Raw genomic sequence first — 19,210 nt, forward strand, 5'->3', positions numbered from 1 at the left:
CGTTGCGCGGATTGACCTTCATAGCAACATTGACTTCAGCGGGTGTGCTTTGCGCGACCTCGGCTGTTGCAACCGGGTACGACGCCGGTTGCGATGATCCGGACGGCACAGGCTATCGCTGGGTCACGAACTACGGTTCCGTTATGCGGGCTGATTTGGTCGCTCCAAATTCTGACGAGGCAGAACGCGTAATTTTGCTTCATTGCCAGTCAAACCAAGCATTAATTGCAGAAAACTCGCCCTACTTGCTGCGAGAGTTTTACAAGATGGCGACCTCCAAACGCCGTTTTACTCTCGATGCGGTTGAGCGTTACCTGCGAGAACAGCCAGGTTTTATCGAGCGGATAGCCTGGAATCCCGATACATGTCTGTGCGATGAGGCAACTCAGTCTTTGGCCTTTCAAGAAGACCCGAGGACGCCTCAGTCGAGACAAAAGGTGGAAGAATAATGGAAACAACCCTCCTCTTTGCCCCGCTGGTGGGGGCGGTGATCTGCGGCTTTGGCCATAAGATCATCGGCGAAAAAGCCGCCATGTGGACCGCTACCGGCCTGTTGTTCCTCACGGCGCTGTTGTCGTGGATCACATTCCTGTCCTTTGACGGCGAAACCCGCATCATCGAGATTTTCCGCTGGATCGAGAGCGGCAGCCTGTCGACCTCCTGGTCGATCCGACTGGACCGGCTGACCGCGATCATGCTGATCGTGATCTCCACCGTGTCGGCGCTCGTGCATCTTTATTCCTTCGGCTACATGGATCACGATCCGCAGTACAAAGAGGGCGAGAGCTACAAGCCGCGCTTCTTTGCCTATCTGTCGTTCTTCACCTTCGCCATGTTGATGCTGGTGACCTCCGACAACCTGGTGCAGATGTTCTTCGGCTGGGAAGGCGTGGGCGTTGCCTCTTACCTGTTGATCGGGTTTTACTACCGCAAGCCCTCTGCCGGGGCAGCGGCGATGAAAGCCTTTATCGTCAACCGTGTGGGCGACTTTGGCTTTTCGCTCGGGATCTTTGCGCTGTTTTTCCTGACGGACAGCGTCAACCTTGGCACCATCTTTGCCGAGACGCCGGATCTGGCGGAAACCACCGTGTCGTTCCTCTGGACCGACTGGAACGCGGCCAACCTGATTGCCTTCCTGCTGTTTGTCGGCGCGATGGGGAAATCGGCGCAGCTGATCCTGCACACATGGCTGCCGGACGCGATGGAAGGCCCGACCCCGGTGTCGGCACTCATTCACGCCGCAACCATGGTGACGGCGGGTGTGTTCCTCGTGTGCCGCATGTCGCCCTTGATGGAGGTTGCGCCCGAAGCGACGACCTTTATCACCGTGCTGGGTGCCACCACCGCGTTCTTTGCCGCGACCGTGGGTCTGGTTCAGACCGACATCAAGCGCGTGATCGCCTATTCGACCTGCTCGCAGCTGGGCTACATGTTCGTGGCCGCAGGCGTCGGCATGTACTCGGCGGCGATGTTCCACCTGTTCACCCACGCGTTCTTTAAGGCGATGCTGTTCCTTGGGGCTGGCTCCGTCATTCACGCGATGCACCACGAGCAGGACATGATGAACTACGGCGGCCTGCGCAAAAAGATCCCCTATACCTTCTGGGCGATGATGATCGGCACGCTGGCCATCACTGGCGTTGGCATTCCGCTCACCCACATCGGTTTTGCGGGCTTCCTGTCCAAGGATGCCATCATCGAAAGCGCCTATGCGGGCGGCTCCATGTATGGCTTCTGGATGCTGGTGATCGCGGCGGCGATGACGTCCTTCTACAGCTGGCGCCTGATCTTCCTGACCTTCTACGGCAAGCCGCGCGGCGACAAGCATACCCATGATCACGCGCATGAAAGCCCGATGGTCATGCTGATCCCGCTGGGTGTTCTGGCGCTGGGGGCGGTGTTTGCCGGTATGCTCTGGTACAACTCCTTCTTTGGTCACGCCGACAAGGTGGGCAAATTCTACGGCATCCCTGTGGCCGAGGCAGCTGCGCACGGCGATGCCGCCTCCCACGGCGATGACCACGCAAGTGACACGCATGCCGCAGAGGAGGACCACGGTTCGGCGGATCACGGGACGGATTCCACCCATGGCGCCGAGGGCGAACATCACTATGCCTTTGTTGGCAAACCGGGTGAGGGCGCGCTGTATATGGCACCGGACAACCATGTTCTGGATGACGCCCATGCAACCCATTGGCTCGTGAAGGTCTCGCCCTTCATTGCCATGCTCCTGGGCTTTGGTCTGGCGGTCCTGTTCTACATCGTAAAACCGGAGCTGCCCAAACGCCTCGCGCAGCAGCAGCGGCCGCTCTACCTGTTCCTCAAGAACAAGTGGTACTTTGACGAGCTTTATAACGTCGTCTTTGTCAAACCGGCGCTGGCGCTTGGCCGCTTCTTCTGGAAGAAGGGCGACGGCAAGACCATTGACGGGTTCCTCAACGGTGTGGCGATGGGCATCGTGCCCTTCTTCACCCGTCTCGCTGGCCGGGCCCAGTCCGGTTACATCTTCACTTACGCCTTCTGGATGGTGCTGGGGATCGCAGCCCTTGTCACCTGGATGTCGATCGGCGGAGGATCGCACTGATGGATCACAATCTCCTTTCCATCGTAACCTTCATTCCTGCGCTGGCGGCAGCGTTCATGGCGCTGCTGATGCGCGGTGACGACGAAGCCGCACGACGCAATGCAAAGATCCTGGCGCTCTTTGCCACCACCATCACTTTTGTGGTGAGCCTGTTCATCTATGCGGGCTTTGACCCGGCCAATCCCGGCTTTCAGTTCGTCGAGGAGCGCGCCTGGATCTTTGGCCTGCAGTACAAGATGGGCGTAGATGGCATCTCGGTGCTGTTCGTGCTGCTGACGACCTTTGTGATGCCGCTGACCATTCTGGCCAGCTGGTCCGTCACCACCCGGGTCAAGGAATACATGATCGCCTTCCTGGTGCTGGAGACGCTGATGCTCGGCGTGTTCATGGCGCTGGACATGGTGCTCTTCTACCTGTTCTTCGAAGCCGGCCTTATTCCGATGTTCCTGATCATCGGCATCTGGGGCGGCAAGGACCGGATCTACGCCTCGTTCAAGTTCTTCCTCTACACCTTCTTTGGCTCGGTGCTGATGCTGGTGGCGATGGTTGCGATGTATTTCGATGCGGGCACCACCGATATGGTCCGGCTGCTGGCGCATGAGTTCTCTTATGCGGGCTTTGACGTGCTGGGCGTTCACGTGGTGGGCGGCATGCAGACGCTGCTGTTCCTCGCCTTCTTTGCCTCCTTTGCGGTGAAGATGCCGATGTGGCCGGTGCACACATGGCTGCCGGACGCACACGTTCAGGCCCCGACGGCGGGCTCCGTGGTGCTGGCGGCGATCCTGTTGAAGATGGGCGGCTACGGCTTCCTGCGCTTTTCCCTGCCAATGTTCCCGATCGGGGCGGAGGTGATGACAGATGTCGTCCTGTGGATGTCGGCGATCGCGATTGTCTACACCTCGCTGGTGGCGATGGTGCAGGAGGACATGAAAAAGCTGATCGCCTATTCCTCGGTCGCCCACATGGGGTTTGTCACCATGGGCATCTTTGCGGCGAACCAGCAGGGTGTGGACGGGGCGATTTTCCAGATGCTCAGCCACGGCTTCATCTCTGCCGCCCTCTTCCTCTGCGTAGGCGTCATCTATGACCGCATGCATACCCGCGACATCGACGCCTATGGCGGTCTCGTGATCCGCATGCCCGCCTATGCGCTGGTGTTCATGTTCTTCACCATGGGCAACGTCGGCCTGCCGGGCACCTCTGGTTTCATCGGGGAGTTCCTGACGCTGGTCGGCACCTTCCAGGAGAACACCTGGGTTGCCTTTGTCGCCACCACCGGCGTGATCTTCTCGGCCTGCTATGCGCTCTGGCTCTATCGCCGGGTGGTCTTTGGCGATCTGATCAAGGAGAGCCTCAAGGCCATTCAGGACATGAACGCCCGCGAAAAATGGATCTTTGCGCCGCTCATCGCGATGACGCTGCTGCTTGGTATCTACCCGTCCGTCGTCACTGATGTGATCGGTCCCTCGACCGAAGCGCTGGTGCAATCCGTCAACACGGCCGTTGCCGACGCGGGGCCCCTCTGGGATGCCGCCGAGGTCGATGTCGCCGCCACCAATTCCCACTAAGGAGCTGATGAGATGCAAGCTGATCTCTCCGTGATCCTGCCCGAGATCATCCTCGCCGTCTTTGCGATGGCGGCGCTGCTCGGAGCTGTCTACACCGTCAAGGACAAGCTGGCGCCGATGCTCGTGTGGGTGACCGCCGCGCTGATGGTGGTGCTGGGCATCTGGATCGGAACCTCCGGCTCCGGCTCGACCGAGGCCTTTGGCGGCATGATCGTCAACGACGCCTTCGCGCGCTTTGCCAAAGTGGCGATCCTGTTCTCTGCCGCCGCCGTGATGGTGATGGGGCAGGACTATATGTCGAAACGCGGCATGCTGCGGTTTGAATACCCGATCCTGATCGCGCTCTCTGTCATCGGCATGATGGTGATGGTCTCCGCAGGCGATCTGATGGCGCTTTATATGGGGCTGGAGCTGCAGTCGCTGGCGCTCTATGTGGTCGCTGCCCTGCGCCGCGACAGCATCAAATCCACCGAGGCGGGCCTCAAGTATTTCGTGCTTGGTGCGCTGTCCTCCGGTCTGCTGCTCTATGGCGCGTCGCTGGTCTATGGCTTTGCGGGCACCACCAAATTTGCCGGCATCATCGAGGTCGCCCAGCACGGCGAGGTCTCCATCGGCCTGTTGTTCGGGATCGTGTTCCTGATCTCCGGCATGGCGTTCAAGGTCTCTGCGGTGCCGTTCCACATGTGGACGCCGGACGTCTACGAGGGCGCGCCGACCCCGGTCACCGCCTTCTTTGCCTCCGCACCCAAAGTGGCCGCGATGGGTCTCTTTGCCCGCGTGCTGCATGATGCCTTTGGCTACGCGATCGAGGACTGGAGCCAGGTCATCGCGCTGTTGTCGGTGCTGTCGATGTTCCTCGGCGCGGTTGCGGCCATTGGCCAGACCGATCTCAAACGTCTGATGGCCTATTCGTCGATTGCCCATATGGGCTATGCGCTGATCGGTCTGGCGGCGGGCACTGCGCTGGGTGTGCAGGCGCTGCTGATCTACATGTCGATCTATGTGGCGATGAATATCGGCACCTTTGCCTTCATCATGATGCTGCACCGGGACGGCCAGCCTGTCACCGACATTGCCGCGTTGAACCAATACGCCAAACGAGAACCGGGCCGCGCGCTTGGCATGCTGGTGCTCTTGTTCTCGCTTGCGGGCGTGCCGCCGATGCTGGGCTTCTTTGGCAAGTTCTTCGTGCTGCGCGCCGCGGTCGAGGCGGACATGGCATGGCTCGCCATTGCCGGTGTGATCGCTTCGGTCATCGGGGCCTACTACTACCTGCGCATCGTGTTCTTCATGTACTTCGGCGCGGAGGGCGATGACGTGGAAACCTCCCGCTCGCCGGTGCTGCTGGCCTTCTTTACGGTTGGGGCCGGGCTGATGCTGGTCGGGGTTGTCACCACCTTTGGCGTCGAGGGGGCCGCGGCCTCTGCGGCGGCCATGCTGGTCAACTGATGATTGCAGGCAAAAATTTCACAAAAGGCCCGGTCCGGCGCGACCGGGCCTTTTGCCTTTTGTCACACCGGGTGCTAAAGGGGCGCGCATGACAGATTGGCCGATCGGATACGGGCGCCGTGTGCTGGCAGAAGTCGACAGCACGTTGGACGAGGCCGCCCGCCTTGCGCCCGACCTTCCCGGGCCGGAGTGGATACTCGCCCTGCGCCAGACCAAAGGCCGCGGACGTCGCGGACGCGCGTGGACCGATCCCAAGGGCAACTTTGCAGGCACGCTGGTCTATCGCCCCGAGGGCACACCCGACCAGATCGCGCTGCGCAGCTTTGTCGCCGCACTGGCACTCTATGACGCCGTGGAGACCGTCACCGGCCGCACCAGCGGTCTGGCGCTCAAATGGCCCAATGATGTGCTGCTGAATGGCGGCAAGCTTGCGGGCATCCTCCTTGAAAGCGCGGGCGTGAAATCCGGTGTCGATCATCTCTCTATCGGGATTGGCGTCAATCTGGCCGAGACGCCGATGAAGGAATGGCTGGAGCCCGGCGCAGTGTGGCCGGTGTCGCTCCAGTCGGAAACCGGCGTGCGCGTTGACCCGGAGACGTTTCTGTCGGCGCTTGCCCTTGCATTTGCCCGCCATGAGGACCAGTTCACCACCTACGGCTTTGCGCCCATCCGCGAGTTGTGGCTGTCACGCGCGGCCAAGCTGGGTGAGGTGATCACCGCCCGTACCGCGCGCGAGGAAACCTCGGGCACCTTTGAAACCATCGACGACGCGGGCAACCTCGTTCTCAAGACCGCAAAGGGGAAAGTCACCATCCCCGCCGCGGATATCTTTTTCTGACGGAGGCGGGGCACATGCTTCTCGCGGTTGATTGCGGCAACACCAACACTGTCTTTGCACTTTGGAATGGCGATCAGATGATCGGCCATTGGCGCACCTCGACCGAATGGCAGCGCACCGCAGATCAGTATTACGTCTGGCTCTCCACCCTGATGAATCTGCAAGGCATCAAGGCGCAGATCACTGATATGATTATCTCGTCGACTGTGCCGCGCGTGGTTTTCAACCTGCGCGTGCTGTCGGACCGCTATTTCAAGACCCGCCCGCTGGTGGTGGGCAAACCCGAATGCGCGCTCCCGGTGGATGTGCGCGTCGACGAAGGCACCACCGTCGGCCCCGACCGTCTGGTCAACACGGTTGCCGGCTATCACAAATACGGCGGCGATCTGATCGTCGTTGATTTTGGAACCGCAACCACATTCGACGTGGTGGCCGTGGACGGCGCCTATGTGGGCGGCGTCATCGCGCCGGGGGTGAACCTCAGCCTTGAGGCGCTGCACCATGCCGCCGCCGCGCTGCCTCATGTCGACATCTCGAAACCACAAAATGTCATCGGCACCAACACGGTCGCCTGTATGCAATCCGGCGTGTTCTGGGGCTATGTCGGCCTCGTGCGCGAGATCTGCGATCGCATCAAGGCCGAATCCGGCGTGCCGATGACAGTCATATCAACCGGCGGGCTGGCGCCGCTCTTCCAGCAGACAGCAGATCTATTTGACGCATACGAGGATGACCTGACCATGCAAGGTCTGCGGCGCATCCACGAACATAATAAGGATATCGGTACTCACGCATGAGCAGTGAACGTTTAATCTATTTGCCCCTCGGTGGGGCAGGTGAAATCGGCATGAACGCCTACGTCTATGGCTATGGCGCGCCGGGCAAGGAACGCCTGATCCTGGTGGATCTGGGCGTGGCCTTTCCCGACATGGACACCACCCCCGGCGTGGATCTGATTATGCCCGACATCAGCTGGTTGGCGGAGCGCGCCGATCAGCTGGAGGGGATTTTCATCACCCACGCCCACGAGGACCACATCGGCGCGGTGGCGCATCTTTATAGCCGCCTCAATGTGCCGGTCTATGCGCGCGCCTTTACCGCCAATATCGCCCGTCGCAAGATGGAAGAGCAGGGCCATGACCCCGACGCCGTGGTGACGATCTCGCCCTGGCCCGAAGTGACCAAGCTCGGCCCCTTCACCATCGGCGCGGTGCCGATCTCGCACTCGATCCCGGAATCGGGTGGTCTGGTGATCGACAGCCCCGCAGGCCGGGTGATCCACACAGGCGATTTCAAACTGGACGCCAATCCCATCGTGGGCGAGGCCTTTGATCCCGACCTCTGGGCCGAGATTTCCAAGGACGGCGTGCAGGCGCTGGTGTGCGATTCCACCAATGTGTTCTCACCGCATGCGGGCCGCTCCGAGAGCGATCTGGGTGACAACATCACCAAACTCATCTCTGAGGCCTCCGGCATGGTGGCGGCGACCACCTTTGCCTCCAACGTCGCGCGCGTCAAAACGCTGGCGCAGGCGGGCGAACGGGCAGGGCGCTCTATTGTGCTCTTGGGCCGTGCCATGCGCCGGATGATCGAAGCCTCGATCGAAACCGGGGTGCTGAGCGATTTTCCCAATGTGGTGCAACCCGAGGAAGCGGCTGATATTCCGCGCGAAAACCTGATGCTGATCACCACGGGATCGCAGGGCGAACGCCGCGCTGCTACCGCACAGCTGGCCCGTGGCAAGTATCGCGGCATGGAACTCAAGGAGGGCGATCTGTTCCTGTTCTCCTCCAAGACCATTCCCGGCAATGAAAAAGGTGTGATCTGGATCATCAACCAGTTCTCCGAGAAGGGCGTCGATGTGGTGGATGACAGCTCCGGTCTCTATCACGTGTCAGGTCACGCCAACCGCCCCGACCTTGAGCAGATGCATGACATCGTGAAGCCCAGGATCCTGATCCCGATGCACGGCGAACACCGCCACCTGCGCCAGCATGCGCGCCTCGGCGAGGAGAAGGGCATTGCCTCCGCCATTGCCGTCAACGGTATGATGATGGACCTCACGGGCGATACGCCGAAGGTGGCCGACTATATCGACACCGGCCGCACCTATCTGGACGGTTCGGTCAAGATCGGCGCCATGGATGGCATCGTGCGCGACCGTATTCGTATGGCGCTTAACGGTCATGTGGTGGTCACGGCCATCCTCGACGAAGAGGACGAACCGCTAGGCGAACCTTGGGTGGACCTCAAGGGCCTTGCCGAGACCGGTCAGTCCAACGCCGCATTGGCCGAGGTCATGGAAGAAGATCTGAACCAGTTCCTGATGCGCGCGGGCAAGAAGACCCTCAAGGATGACGACAAGCTGGAACAGGAACTGAAGCGTATTGCGCGTCAGACCGCCCAGTCCGAGATCGGCAAGAAGCCCGAAGTGACGGTTGTCGTCAGCCGTATGCGCTGATCGGGGAGGAGGGGGCGCTGCCCCCTCGTGTCCCTTCGGGTCACTTCACCCCCGAGGTCCTTTTAAAAGATGAAGGGGGCGCAGGCCTCTGAAACGGAAAACGCCCGGACCGCTCTGGTCCGGGCGTTTTTCGCAAGAGCGCCGGTCGGCACAGGGCCGCAGCCCTGATCAGGCGTGGCGCGGGCGGCTCAGCAGCAGGGCCGGGGCCTTGATCACGCGCTGAAGACCGGCACCGATGGCCAGCAACATGCTGCGGAAGGCTTCGGCACGCATCTTGCGGGCACGCAGTTCGATTTCTTTCAGGTCGTCGCTCAGAAGCGGTGCGGTTGTCATCAAGTCCATAACATCACCTTGGGGGTATCGTGTTGATAGCGCCGATGTAGAGGATCTCGGGCCTGATGACATCGCATAGCTCGGCAATCCCGCTATGCCGCTGCTGCAATGCAGCACCAATTGGGGGCGCGTGTGGCCACGAAAAACCGCCCGTGCCTGGGGCAGGGCGGTTTTCCGATTATTCGATCCGATCAAGGGTCAGCTGGCGCGGCGCTCGTCGAAACTCAGCGCGATGAAGCTGGGCATATGGTCGCCCATGCCCACGACCTTGTCGTCGCGGCGATCATCCTTGCGGCCGCGCCCACGGGACTTGCCGGATTTCTGGCTGTCCTGCTTGTCTGCACGGTCGGATTTGTGTGGTGCCTTGGGAGACTGTTCAGCCGCCTGTTCGGGGGCGGGTGCCGCCGCCGGTGCGGCTGTCTGGGCCTCCGCAGCGGCCTCGCTGTTGCCACCACGGCTGCGGCTGCGACGGCTGGGTTTGGGCTTGTCGGCGGTCTCGGGCGCATCCGCTGCGTCCTTGGCGGCGGCTTTGCGCGGCGCCGGCTTGACCGGGTTGTCCAGCCGGTTGATCTGCTTCTGGACCAGACCTTCGACCGCATCCAGCGCCTTCTCGTCGCGCGGGGTGCAGATGGTGATCGCCTTGCCGTCCCGACCCGCGCGCCCGGTGCGGCCGATGCGGTGCACGTAGTCCTCGGCATGGCCGGGCACGTCGAAGTTGAACACATGGCTCACCGACGGGACATCCAGACCGCGTGCGGCCACGTCAGAGGCCACGAGGATCTTCAGCGCGCCATCGCGGAACCCGTCCAGTGTTTTTGTCCGCTGGCTCTGATCCAGATCGCCATGGATCGGCGCCGCGTCATAGCCGTATTTCTTCAGCGATTTGGCAACGATATCCACGTCGGTTTTGCGGTTGCAGAAGATGATGGCGTTCTTGACCGCTTCGCCTTCCTGATTGATCAGCTCGCGCAGAACCCGGCGTTTCTCGCTGCCTTCGCGATCCTTGCGGGAGGCTTTGAACATCACCACCGCCTGTTCGATGGTCTCGGATGTGGTCGCTTGCCGCGCGATCTCCACCCGTTCGGGGCCGGAGAGGAACGTATTGGTGATGCGCTCGATCTCCGGCGCCATGGTGGCGGAGAAGAACAGCGTCTGGCGGGTGAAGGGCGTCAGCGAGAAGATGCGTTCGATATCGGGAATAAAGCCCATATCGAGCATCCGGTCGGCCTCATCCACCACCATGATCTCGATGCCGGTCAAGAGCAGCTTGCCGCGCTCGAAATGGTCCAGCAGGCGGCCCGGTGTGGCGATCAGCACGTCAACACCGCGGTCGATGGCTGCATCCTGCTCCTTGAAGGAGACGCCGCCGATCAGCAGGGCCTTCGTCAGTTTGACGTGTTTGGCATAGGTGTCGAAGTTCTCCGCCACCTGTGCGGCCAATTCGCGCGTCGGGCAGAGCACCAGCGAGCGCGGCATCCGCGCCCGGGCGCGGCCACGGGCAAGGCGGGTGATCATCGGCAGGGTGAAGGAGGCGGTCTTGCCGGTGCCGGTCTGAGCGATCCCGAGGACATCGCGTCCTTCCAGGGCGGCGGGAATCGCGCCTGCCTGGATCGGGGTCGGGCTTTCATATCCTGCTTCCTCAATGGCTTTGAGGACCTTCGGATTAAGGTTCAGATCGGTGAATTTTGTCATATGCGTCCGTTTTTGCGGACACTGACCTGGCCCGCGCGTGTGTCTCTATGCCGGTATCAGTCGGACGCCTGAATAGACAGGAGTCCCCGGTTGAGGCGGCACATAGCAAAATTGCGTGATATGGTCAAATGATCGCGAATTTCCGCCGAGAATTCGCCGGAGGTTCTGGGCATTTGCAGTATTTTGGGAACAGTTCAGCGGAAGTCGGGGAAATGTTTCTGCCGCGCCTTCGTTGGGTCCAGCGGGCGGGCGCGCAACAGGCCCTCCGCCTGAAGCCGCCGGCGCAATTCGGGGCCATCGGCGCAGACCTCGTCAAAAAAGGCGCGCAGCCCAGATTCGCCCTGTTCGGCCTCGAGCGCGGACAGCACCTCGTGCAGCGTGACACCGCCTGCCGCGCGCGGTTTCGCCGGGCGCAGATCTGATCGGTAGGATCCTTTTTGCAGGCGGTAGCGGTAGTGGTGCAGCCAATGATCCCAGTCGGTCGCATGCCGGTGGCACAGGTCGACCGCGTCCAGTTCCGCCTGGGCGGGATTCTCCGCCCCGCCGACAAAGACGTTATGGATGCGCAGATCAACATCGTCGAGGCCGGTGCGCACGAACAGCTTGCCCTGCACGTGACTGATGAACCCGCCCTTCAGGTAGCTGCCGAACCGGGGATAGAGACGGGTGCCCGTCGCCTCGGCGTCCTTACCGGCAGGGAGGCGCGCCTTGTAGTGATCCGCACTGCCGGCCAGCAGTTCCAAGGGGCGCACGCGGGCGCAGAGCGTGTCGGGCGCGAGGTCTGCCAGATGCGCCGAGATTGGCGTGTCCGACCAGAGGAATTCATCCACGTCGATGTGGATCAGCCAATCCAGGTCGCGGGCCTGACGGCGATAGGCTCGGGTGGCGTTAAGGCTCTGACGGACCTGATGTTTCTGCGGCACCCGGCCCCTGCGTTTTTGCCAATGGGCCTCGGTGGTCTCGATCACCCGGATACGCGGATGCGCCTTCAGATGCGGCAGGGCCGCGGGGCAGGGCGCATCCAGGTAGAGAAATAGCCGGTGGGCCCCCTGTTCAAGGTGCCAGGCGGCAAAGTTCAGGATCGCGCGTGCCTCGGCCTTGAGCGTCGCAACGAGGCCCCATGTCCCCGGGGCTGCGGGATCTTGCATCTCAACACCTGCCTGCCTGATTGAAAACGGGCGCCCGGTGAAGGGCGCCCGCGGTCTCAGACCATCATTTCCTTGGTGGAGGAGAGTTTCAAGTCGGGATAATCCCGTTCCACCCTATCGATGTCCCACTGAAGACGCGTCAGATAGACGATGTCGCCATCGTTATCATGGGCGATGTGCTGTTTGTTGGCGTTGGTGAATTTGTCCACCGCCGCCTTGTCGCCATGCACCCAGCGCGCCGAGGTGAACTGGCTGGCCTCAAAACGCACCGGCAGGCCGTATTCCATCTCGATCCGGCTGGCGAGCACTTCGAACTGCAACTGGCCGACGACGCCGACGATGAAGCCCGAGCCGATCGAGGGTTTGAACACTTTGGCGGCCCCTTCTTCGGCAAATTGCATCAGCGCCTTTTCCAGATGTTTGGCCTTCATCGGGTCGCCCGCCCGCACGCCTTGCAGCAGTTCCGGCGCAAAGGACGGAATACCTGTGACGCGCAGCGCCTCGCCCTCGGTCAGCGTGTCGCCGATACGCAGCTGGCCGTGGTTGGGGATGCCGATGATGTCACCGCCCCAGGCCTCTTCGGCAAGCTCGCGGTCGGAGGCGAGGAACAGCACCGGGTTGGAGATCGCCATGGGTTTCTTGGTGCGCACATGGGTCAGCTTCATGCCGCGTTTGAAATGGCCGGAGGCCAGTCGCACAAAGGCGACGCGGTCGCGGTGCTTGGGATCCATATTGGCCTGCACCTTGAAGACAAAGCCCGCGACCTTCTTTTCCTCGGGGGCAATCTGGCGGGGCTCGGCGGACTGGACCTGCGGCAAGGGGCCGTAGGCGCCGATGCCGTCCATCAGCTCGCGCACGCCAAAGGAGTTGATCGCAGAGCCGAACCAGATCGGGGTCATATGGCCCTCAAGCACCGCCTGCGGGTCGAGCGCGGGCAGCAGCTCGCGCGCCATTTCAACCTCTTCGAGCAGCTTTTCCAAAAGATGCTCGGGCACATGTTCGGCCAGTTTGGGATCATCGAGCCCGTTGATGGAGATGCTCTCGGCAACCTTGTTGCGGTCGGCGCGGTCCATCAGCTCCAGCCGGTCACGCAAGAGGTCATAACAGCCGATGAAATCGCGCCCCACACCGATGGGCCAGCTGGCGGGCGTCACATCAATGGCGAGGTTTTCTTGAATCTCGTCAATGATTTCAAAGGTGTCGCGGCTTTCGCGGTCCATCTTGTTACAGAAGGTCAGGATCGGCAGGTCGCGCAGGCGGCAAACCTCAAAGAGCTTCTGGGTCTGGCTCTCCACGCCCTTGGCACCGTCGATCACCATGACGGCTGCATCCACCGCCGTGAGCGTGCGGTAGGTGTCCTCGGAAAAGTCCGAGTGGCCGGGGGTGTCGACGAGGTTGTAGCGGAAATTGCCGTAGTCAAAGGACATCGCGGAGGCTGAGACGGAGATGCCGCGGTCTTTTTCCATTTGCATGAAGTCCGACCGCGTGCGCCGCGCTTCGCCCTTGGCGCGCACCTGTCCGGCCATCTGGATGGCGCCACCATAGAGGAGGAACTTCTCGGTCAGCGTGGTCTTGCCTGCATCCGGGTGCGAGATGATCGCAAAGGTGCGGCGCCGCGCGATTTCCGGCGGCAGATCGGGGCGGTTATGAGCGGTGTCCAACATGGGGCTGGCCTTAGCCAGAAAGCGGGTGCGAGGCAAGGAAAAGCGGTGTCTGTGCCATGATCGAAGGGGGCGCAGGGACGGGGGCGCTCCCGCCCATCCGTCGGTGCGCCTCATACGGGGCACCCCGCGTCCGGTTGGGCCGGGCGCCGGGCCATTCGGCCCGGCGAGGCTCACAGCCCCGCATCGGGGCTGTGAGCCATGCCCAACGCCGGACTGGGCGTCTTGTCGTCAGACGAGACACCAGGCCGGGGGCGGGAGGCATTGCGACCGCCGCAAATTTTTCCGGAACAAAATGGTTCTGCGTCACGTTTCCTCTGCGAACGCGAAACAAAACGGAAAGGAATATCCCATGCCGAAGGATCAAGCCGCCCCGTCCACCGAAGACATTGCAACCCAGATGGACGTGCTGCGCTCCGACATTTCCGCGCTCAGCAAATCCGTGTCCGACCTCGCCAAGGATAGCGCAGGCAAGGCGCGGGATGCTGCGCGGGACACTGCACGCGAACAGAGCCAGGCCGTGGCCGATGGCGCAGCCCAGATGACCCGTCAGGCCGAAGACGCGGTGCGCGCGCAGCCCCTGACCGCCACCGCAATTGCGGCCGGGCTGGGCTTTGCCCTGGGGTATCTGAGCAATCGCCGCTGATCCGATGCTGGGTCACATCAAATCCAAGGCCCGGCGTGGCGCACGCCGGGTCCAGTTCTCCCTGCTGATTGCGGGGTGTGCCGCGGTTGGTGCCGGGTTTGGCTCTGCCTCGCTCTATGTCGCATTGCTGCAGGCGGGGCAGGGACACGCCATGGCCGCTTTTGTGCTGACCTGTATCTGGTTCGGCCTGTCAGGGGTGTTCCTGCTGCTGAAGGGGATGGTCGGAGACCGGACGTCTGACCGCGAGGATGCCCCGGCCGCAACCGCGCCGCCGGTGGCGCATCCCAATGGTCATGCGGCGACCGCGCCAGGGGTTGCCGATGCGTTTCTCGCTGGCATGAACGAAGGTGCGGGCTTTGCCCGGATACAGCAGCGGCGCGGTGACTGACCGCGGCCCGCTCGTCCGCGGGCCGGGGCCTGCGTGCCGCGACAGGTGCCGACGTTGCGGGGGCTGAGTGAACGCGCAGCTCCGCTGCCCCTGAGTGCAACGTGGGCGCGGATCAGCGCAGCGAGGCCCGCCGCAGCAGGTCCACCGCATCCGGCCGCTCTTCCAGGAGCGGCCGCTTGACCTCCAGCCCATGATCGAACCGCGCACCATGGCGTCGCGCGCTGCGCATGCGCCATTGTACGTCTGCCGGCAGGGTCGGCTGCGAGATCGGGTCGACCAGAAGCGATTCCGCCGCGATGCCCTCGGCATAGATGATGTAATGCCGGTCAAACAGGATCTGGAAATAGTCGACAAAACCGCCATCCTGCACCACCACGGTATCGCCATTGACCAGATCGCGGGCGCGCAGCAACAGTTCCAGCCGACCCGCCTGTAGGGCATCGGAGCGCTGATAGACCATCAGCCGATGATCCGGGCTGACCAGCAGGTCGCGCGCGTTGTTCAACGCTCCCTCGCGGATCAGGATCGGCGCCATTTCCCCGACCGCCCGCAGCGTTGTCTGGCCGATCCAGGTGATGGGCTGCGCGCCGCTGTCGCGCGTCAGAATGCGATCACCGGGGCGCAGATCCTCGATGGCGCGCTGCGCGCCGGTGGCCAGCGTGATGCGGGTGCCACGCGCAAAGGCGACGCAGGACATTTGCGCCAGCCGGTGCTGCAGGCCCTGTCGTGTGCCGTTCACCAGACGATAGCCTGTAAACGGGGCCATCGGGGCCTGTGGCAGCAGGTAGATCGCCGCGATCATGCCCTCCGGATCGGTTTCGACGATCAACAGCGCCTCCACCGCCGCGCCGAGCTCCGGCATCAGTGTCACGACGCCATCCAGGAACAAGGGCGCCCCCGGCGTGCCGAGCGCACTGTCGTGATGCACGGAAAACCCGCCATCCAGCTGCGCGCAAATGCCCAGCCGCGCCGGGCTGGCACTGCTGCGCAATTCATAGACATCATCCATCACCAACTCGTCCAGGATGCCGATCGGATCGCCTGCGTTCACACCAAAACTGGCGCGGAACAGGTCCGCCGGATAGGCCGGCAGCGACTGGATGGAATGGGCGGTGCGGCTCACGTTGATCATGCGCGGTGGTCCAGGCTTTGGGTTTCAGGGGGCGCGGCGCCTCGAACAGGACACCCGATATTGCGCGGGTCTTGGTAAACACTAAGTTCACACTTGGGCGAGAACCGGGCGCTGGCGGGAAAAATTCTGGTCCGGACGCTCTGTGCCGGCTGGTCAATCCCCTGTGCGGCTGGCAGGGTCTGGCAAACCACACGCATGGGGAGAAGTGTCATGGATCTGGGTATTCGCGGAAAGCGCGCATTGGTATGTGCATCGAGCAAAGGGCTCGGTCTGGGCTGTGCAGAAGCATTGGCAGAGGCCGGTGTCGACCTGTTGATGAATGCCCGTGGTGCCGAGGCGCTGGAGGCCTCGGCGCAGGAACTCCGGGATCGGTTTGGCGTCCGCGTGGATACGGCCGCCTGCGATGTGACCGATGAAGGCGCGCGCGCAGAGCTGATCGAACGCGCCAAAGGGGTCGACATTCTGGTGACCAACGCCGGTGGCCCGCCTCCGGGCGTCTGGAGCGATTGGGATCGCGACGATTTCATCACCGCGCTTGACGCCAACATGCTGACGCCGATCGCGCTGATGAAAGCGCTGCTGCCGGATATGATGGATGCGGGGTGGGGCCGGGTGGTCAATATCACCTCGCAATCCGTCAAGGCGCCGATCGCGGCGCTGGGCCTGTCCAATTCCGCCCGCGCCGGGCTGACCGGATATGTGGCGGGCACCGCGCGCCAGGTCGCGGGGGCGGGCGTAACGATCAACAATCTGCTGCCGGGGATCCATGCCACCGACCGGGCCGTGTCGCTCGACACCGGGGTGGCGCAGTCTCAGGGGATCAGTCTCGACGAGGCCCGCGACCAACGCGCCGCCACCATCCCGGCGGGGCGCTACGGCACCCGGCAGGAGTTCGGCGCAACCTGCGCCTTCCTTTGTTCGCAGCACGCAGGGTTCATCGTGGGCCAGAATATCCTCTTGGACGGTGGTGCCACCAATATGACGATCTGATCCATGGCTGAGAAATTCTCTTTGAAGGATCAATTGTTCAACCTTCAGAAGACCCGCTACCTCGCCGGTCTGTTTGCGGGCGCGACCTCCGATTTCGACGCAGCGGGGTTCGAGGCGTCGGTGATGGCACGGCTGCTGGACCTGGAGCTGAAAGACCGCATCAACTGGATTGCCGAGCAGCTTGCGGTGCATGTGCCGGGCCCCTTGTCGCAGGTGGCGCCGGTGATTGTGGCGGCCCTGCCGCCGCCGCTTGATCCGAGCCTGCGCGATGATGATTTCGGCGATTTCATCTTTGCCCCGCTGGGCGAATGGGTCACGGCGCTGACCACGCAGGAGGCTGATTTGCCGCTGGCGCTCGACACGCTCGAAGCGCTCACCCAGCGCTTTTCGATGGAGTTTGCCCTGCGGCCCCTCCTGAAACGCTGGCCCGATCCGGTGCTTTCCCGCATGATGCAGTGGACGGATCATGACCATTACCACGTGCGCCGGCTGGCCAGCGAGGGCAGCCGGCCGCGTCTGCCCTGGGGGCTGGCGGTGAACCTGCCGTTGGAGGCGCCGCTGCCGATCCTCGACCGGCTGCATCGGGATCCGGCGCGCTTTGTGACCCGCTCCGTTGCCAATCACCTCAACGACATTGCCAAGAAGGAGCCGCAGATCATCATCGACCGGCTGACCGATTGGCAAGGGCAGGGGATGCAGGCGCAGAAAGAGCTGGACTGGATCACCGCACACGCGCTGCGCGGGTTGGTGAAGGCGGGCGATCCACGGGCCTTGCGGCTGTTGGGCTTTGACCCGGATCTGGAGCTGACCGCGCGGTTGCAGCTGCCCGCCAGCGTGCGCATCGGCGACAAGCTCGCGCTGGGAGCCGATGTGCAGGGCGCGCGGGGCGCGCGGGTGCTGGTGGATTATGCGCTGACCTTTCAGCGCGCCGGGGGCAAGACCGCCACCAAGGTTTTCAAGTGGAAGACCGGCAGCCTCGGCGCCGACGGGCTCAGCCTGCAGAAGTCGCACCCGCTGAAGGCGCAGGCCTCCACCTTTACCTTGCTGCCGGGGGCGCATCGGGTGACGCTGCTGGTCAATGGGGTGCCGCGGGCCGAAGGCGAGGTGGAGCTCCTTGCCTGACCTGCGCCGGCTTGGTATCAGCCCGCGATGCCCCAATGTGCACCCGACACAGGATAGAAGGCCCCGCAATGTCCGAGCAGATGACCCAATCCGCGCTGCCGCCCGCCCAGGCTGACGGCCATGAGGTGACGCCGCGGCTGGAGATCCGCAACCTGCGCCGTTTCTTTGACGGGCGCGCGGTGGTGGATGACGTGTCCCTCCGGGTTCTGCCGGGGCAGGTCACCTGTCTCCTCGGCCCGTCGGGCTGCGGCAAGTCCACCACCCTGCGCATGGTCGCAGGCGTGGAGATGCAGGACGCTGGCGAAATCTATGTCGACGGCAGCCTGATCTGCGACACCGTGTTTCGGGTGCCGCCGGAGCGGCGCGAAATCGGACTGATGTTTCAGGATTTTGCGCTGTTTCCGCATCTGAGCGTCGGGGACAACGTGGCCTTTGGCCTGAAGGGCGCGAAGGAGAAGAAACGCGCCCGCGCCCGCGAGCTGCTGGATCGGGTCTCGCTTGGCCAGTATATCGACGAGTATCCGCATCAGCTGTCTGGCGGCGAACAGCAGCGGGTGGCGCTGGCCCGGGCGCTGGCGCCGCGCCCCAAGATCATGCTGATGGATGAGCCGTTCTCCGGGCTCGACAACCGGCTGCGCGACGGTATTCGCGATGAGACACTGAGCCTGCTGAAAGAGGAGGACACCGCGGTCCTGCTGGTCACCCATGAGCCGGAGGAAGCGATGCGCATGGCCGACGAGATCGCGCTGATGCGCGATGGCCGGATCGTGCAGCAGGGGGCGCCCTACAATGTCTACACCCGCCCGGTGGACAAGGCGGCGGTGGCCTTCTTTTCCGATGTGAACACGCTGCCGGCGCGGGTCAACGGCGCTCTGGCGGATACGCCCTTCGGGCAGTTCCTGGCGCCCGGGGTGCCGGATGGCACGGATGTGGAAATCGTCTTTCGCCCGCAGCACATCCGTATCGATTTCGACCGCAACGGCCGCGGACCGGAGGCAACCCATACGCAGGGTGTGCCCGCCCGTGGCGTGGTCCAGCGGGCGCGGTTTCTCGGCAATGAGAGCCTGGTCGAGTTCCGGATGGATTTCGACGGGTCGATCCTGAAGGCGACGGTGCCCAATGTCTTTCTGCCGGCGGTGGGGCGCGCGATGTGGCTGACCGTCCCACGTGATCGGTGTTTCGTCTTTCCACGGTGATC

At 62.9% G+C, this 19,210-nt stretch carries 17 protein-coding genes; 12 read left to right on the forward strand and 5 right to left on the reverse strand.

What is annotated here, in order from left to right; all coding sequences use genetic code 11:
- Nucleotides 1-2 precede the first annotated feature (2 nt).
- The 7 genes from ACXAF5_RS07580 (at nt 3) to ACXAF5_RS07610 (ending at nt 8,900) form a co-directional block, all read left to right on the forward strand.
- Nucleotides 3-449, forward strand: a complete 447-nt coding sequence (locus ACXAF5_RS07580; protein ID WP_474946137.1) for a hypothetical protein — start codon at nt 3-5, stop codon at nt 447-449.
- On the forward strand, nt 449-2,584 hold the full coding sequence (nuoL, locus tag ACXAF5_RS07585; protein ID WP_474946138.1) for an NADH-quinone oxidoreductase subunit L: 2,136 nt from the start codon (nt 449-451) through the stop codon (nt 2,582-2,584). Before ACXAF5_RS07580 ends, nuoL begins: the two co-directional genes overlap by 1 nt.
- Entirely contained in the window at nt 2,584-4,152 is a 1,569-nt protein-coding gene (locus tag ACXAF5_RS07590) for an NADH-quinone oxidoreductase subunit M (RefSeq protein WP_474946139.1), read from the forward strand. The genes nuoL and ACXAF5_RS07590 overlap by 1 nt, the downstream gene beginning before the upstream one ends.
- A 12-nt stretch (nt 4,153-4,164) precedes the next feature.
- Nucleotides 4,165-5,601, forward strand: a complete 1,437-nt coding sequence (gene nuoN / locus ACXAF5_RS07595; RefSeq protein ID WP_474946140.1) for an NADH-quinone oxidoreductase subunit NuoN — start codon at nt 4,165-4,167, stop codon at nt 5,599-5,601.
- Nucleotides 5,602-5,689: 88 nt separating this feature from the next.
- Entirely contained in the window at nt 5,690-6,439 is a 750-nt protein-coding gene (locus tag ACXAF5_RS07600) for a biotin--[acetyl-CoA-carboxylase] ligase (RefSeq protein WP_239323363.1), read from the forward strand.
- A 14-nt stretch (nt 6,440-6,453) separates the two neighbouring features.
- Complete coding sequence (locus tag ACXAF5_RS07605) at nt 6,454-7,236, forward strand: type III pantothenate kinase (RefSeq protein WP_474946141.1); 783 nt, start codon at nt 6,454-6,456, stop codon at nt 7,234-7,236.
- Nucleotides 7,233-8,900, forward strand: coding sequence for a ribonuclease J (locus tag ACXAF5_RS07610; RefSeq protein WP_474946142.1), 1,668 nt, complete (start codon nt 7,233-7,235; stop codon nt 8,898-8,900). The genes ACXAF5_RS07605 and ACXAF5_RS07610 overlap by 4 nt, the downstream gene beginning before the upstream one ends.
- Nucleotides 8,901-9,068: 168 nt before the next feature.
- Here the strand turns inward: ACXAF5_RS07610 and ACXAF5_RS07615 are convergent, their stop codons facing one another.
- The 4 genes from ACXAF5_RS07615 to ACXAF5_RS07630 all read right to left on the reverse strand — a co-directional run bounded on the left by ACXAF5_RS07615 (nt 9,069) and on the right by ACXAF5_RS07630 (nt 13,737).
- On the reverse strand, nt 9,069-9,242 hold the full coding sequence (locus ACXAF5_RS07615; protein WP_239323366.1) for an RSP_7527 family protein: 174 nt from the start codon (nt 9,240-9,242) through the stop codon (nt 9,069-9,071).
- Between the two features lie 189 nt (nt 9,243-9,431).
- Nucleotides 9,432-10,925 carry a DEAD/DEAH box helicase gene (locus ACXAF5_RS07620; RefSeq protein WP_474946143.1) on the reverse strand — a complete coding sequence of 498 codons (1,494 nt, stop codon included), beginning with the start codon at nt 10,923-10,925 and terminating at the stop codon, nt 9,432-9,434.
- Nucleotides 10,926-11,119: 194 nt separating this feature from the next.
- A complete protein-coding gene (locus ACXAF5_RS07625; protein WP_474946144.1) occupies nt 11,120-12,073 on the reverse strand; it encodes a glycosyltransferase family 2 protein in 954 nt (317 codons plus the stop codon).
- 56 nt (nt 12,074-12,129) lie between these two features.
- Nucleotides 12,130-13,737: a peptide chain release factor 3 gene (locus ACXAF5_RS07630; protein WP_239323369.1), complete on the reverse strand. Its 1,608-nt coding sequence runs from the start codon at nt 13,735-13,737 to the stop codon at nt 12,130-12,132.
- A gap of 349 nt (nt 13,738-14,086) precedes the next feature.
- Here ACXAF5_RS07630 and ACXAF5_RS07635 point away from each other — a divergent pair, with 349 nt between their 5' ends.
- Both ACXAF5_RS07635 and ACXAF5_RS07640 read left to right on the forward strand, forming a co-directional pair.
- Entirely contained in the window at nt 14,087-14,380 is a 294-nt protein-coding gene (locus tag ACXAF5_RS07635; RefSeq protein WP_474946145.1) for an ElaB/YgaM/YqjD family protein, read from the forward strand.
- Nucleotides 14,381-14,384: 4 nt separating this feature from the next.
- Entirely contained in the window at nt 14,385-14,768 is a 384-nt protein-coding gene (locus tag ACXAF5_RS07640) for a hypothetical protein (RefSeq protein WP_474946146.1), read from the forward strand.
- A 112-nt stretch (nt 14,769-14,880) separates the two neighbouring features.
- Here ACXAF5_RS07640 and ACXAF5_RS07645 read toward each other — a convergent pair whose 3' ends face one another.
- On the reverse strand, nt 14,881-15,900 hold the full coding sequence (locus ACXAF5_RS07645; RefSeq protein WP_474946147.1) for a Hint domain-containing protein: 1,020 nt from the start codon (nt 15,898-15,900) through the stop codon (nt 14,881-14,883).
- 210 nt (nt 15,901-16,110) lie between these two features.
- Here ACXAF5_RS07645 and ACXAF5_RS07650 point away from each other — a divergent pair, with 210 nt between their 5' ends.
- From ACXAF5_RS07650 to ACXAF5_RS07660, 3 genes are all read left to right on the forward strand, one after another.
- The gene (locus ACXAF5_RS07650) at nt 16,111-16,890 is read left to right on the forward strand and encodes an SDR family oxidoreductase (RefSeq protein WP_474946148.1); all 780 of its coding nucleotides are present in this window, start codon (nt 16,111-16,113) and stop codon (nt 16,888-16,890) included.
- A 3-nt stretch (nt 16,891-16,893) separates the two neighbouring features.
- Nucleotides 16,894-18,012, forward strand: coding sequence for a hypothetical protein (locus ACXAF5_RS07655; protein WP_474946149.1), 1,119 nt, complete (start codon nt 16,894-16,896; stop codon nt 18,010-18,012).
- Between the two features lie 80 nt (nt 18,013-18,092).
- Entirely contained in the window at nt 18,093-19,208 is a 1,116-nt protein-coding gene (locus ACXAF5_RS07660; protein WP_239323513.1) for an ABC transporter ATP-binding protein, read from the forward strand.
- Nucleotides 19,209-19,210: the final 2 nt, after the last annotated feature.

Source organism: Epibacterium sp. ABV4_022 (assembly GCF_056159345.1).

Bases quoted from the DNA above. Each gene is read 5' to 3' on its own strand.
- nuoL (WP_474946138.1), top strand. From the start codon at position 449: ATGGAAACAACCCTCCTCTTTGCCCCGCTGGTGGGGGCGGTGATCTGC.
- ACXAF5_RS07590 (WP_474946139.1), top strand. From the start codon at position 2,584: ATGGATCACAATCTCCTTTCCATCGTAACCTTCATTCCTGCGCTGGCG.
- nuoN (WP_474946140.1), top strand. From the start codon at position 4,165: ATGCAAGCTGATCTCTCCGTGATCCTGCCCGAGATCATCCTCGCCGTC.
- ACXAF5_RS07600 (WP_239323363.1), top strand. From the start codon at position 5,690: ATGACAGATTGGCCGATCGGATACGGGCGCCGTGTGCTGGCAGAAGTC.
- ACXAF5_RS07605 (WP_474946141.1), top strand. From the start codon at position 6,454: ATGCTTCTCGCGGTTGATTGCGGCAACACCAACACTGTCTTTGCACTT.
- ACXAF5_RS07610 (WP_474946142.1), top strand. From the start codon at position 7,233: ATGAGCAGTGAACGTTTAATCTATTTGCCCCTCGGTGGGGCAGGTGAA.
- ACXAF5_RS07615 (WP_239323366.1), bottom strand. From the start codon at position 9,242: ATGGACTTGATGACAACCGCACCGCTTCTGAGCGACGACCTGAAAGAA.
- ACXAF5_RS07620 (WP_474946143.1), bottom strand. From the start codon at position 10,925: ATGACAAAATTCACCGATCTGAACCTTAATCCGAAGGTCCTCAAAGCC.
- ACXAF5_RS07625 (WP_474946144.1), bottom strand. From the start codon at position 12,073: ATGCAAGATCCCGCAGCCCCGGGGACATGGGGCCTCGTTGCGACGCTC.
- ACXAF5_RS07630 (WP_239323369.1), bottom strand. From the start codon at position 13,737: ATGTTGGACACCGCTCATAACCGCCCCGATCTGCCGCCGGAAATCGCG.
- ACXAF5_RS07635 (WP_474946145.1), top strand. From the start codon at position 14,087: ATGCCGAAGGATCAAGCCGCCCCGTCCACCGAAGACATTGCAACCCAG.
- ACXAF5_RS07640 (WP_474946146.1), top strand. From the start codon at position 14,385: ATGCTGGGTCACATCAAATCCAAGGCCCGGCGTGGCGCACGCCGGGTC.
- ACXAF5_RS07645 (WP_474946147.1), bottom strand. From the start codon at position 15,900: ATGATCAACGTGAGCCGCACCGCCCATTCCATCCAGTCGCTGCCGGCC.
- ACXAF5_RS07650 (WP_474946148.1), top strand. From the start codon at position 16,111: ATGGATCTGGGTATTCGCGGAAAGCGCGCATTGGTATGTGCATCGAGC.
- ACXAF5_RS07655 (WP_474946149.1), top strand. From the start codon at position 16,894: ATGGCTGAGAAATTCTCTTTGAAGGATCAATTGTTCAACCTTCAGAAG.
- ACXAF5_RS07660 (WP_239323513.1), top strand. From the start codon at position 18,093: ATGACCCAATCCGCGCTGCCGCCCGCCCAGGCTGACGGCCATGAGGTG.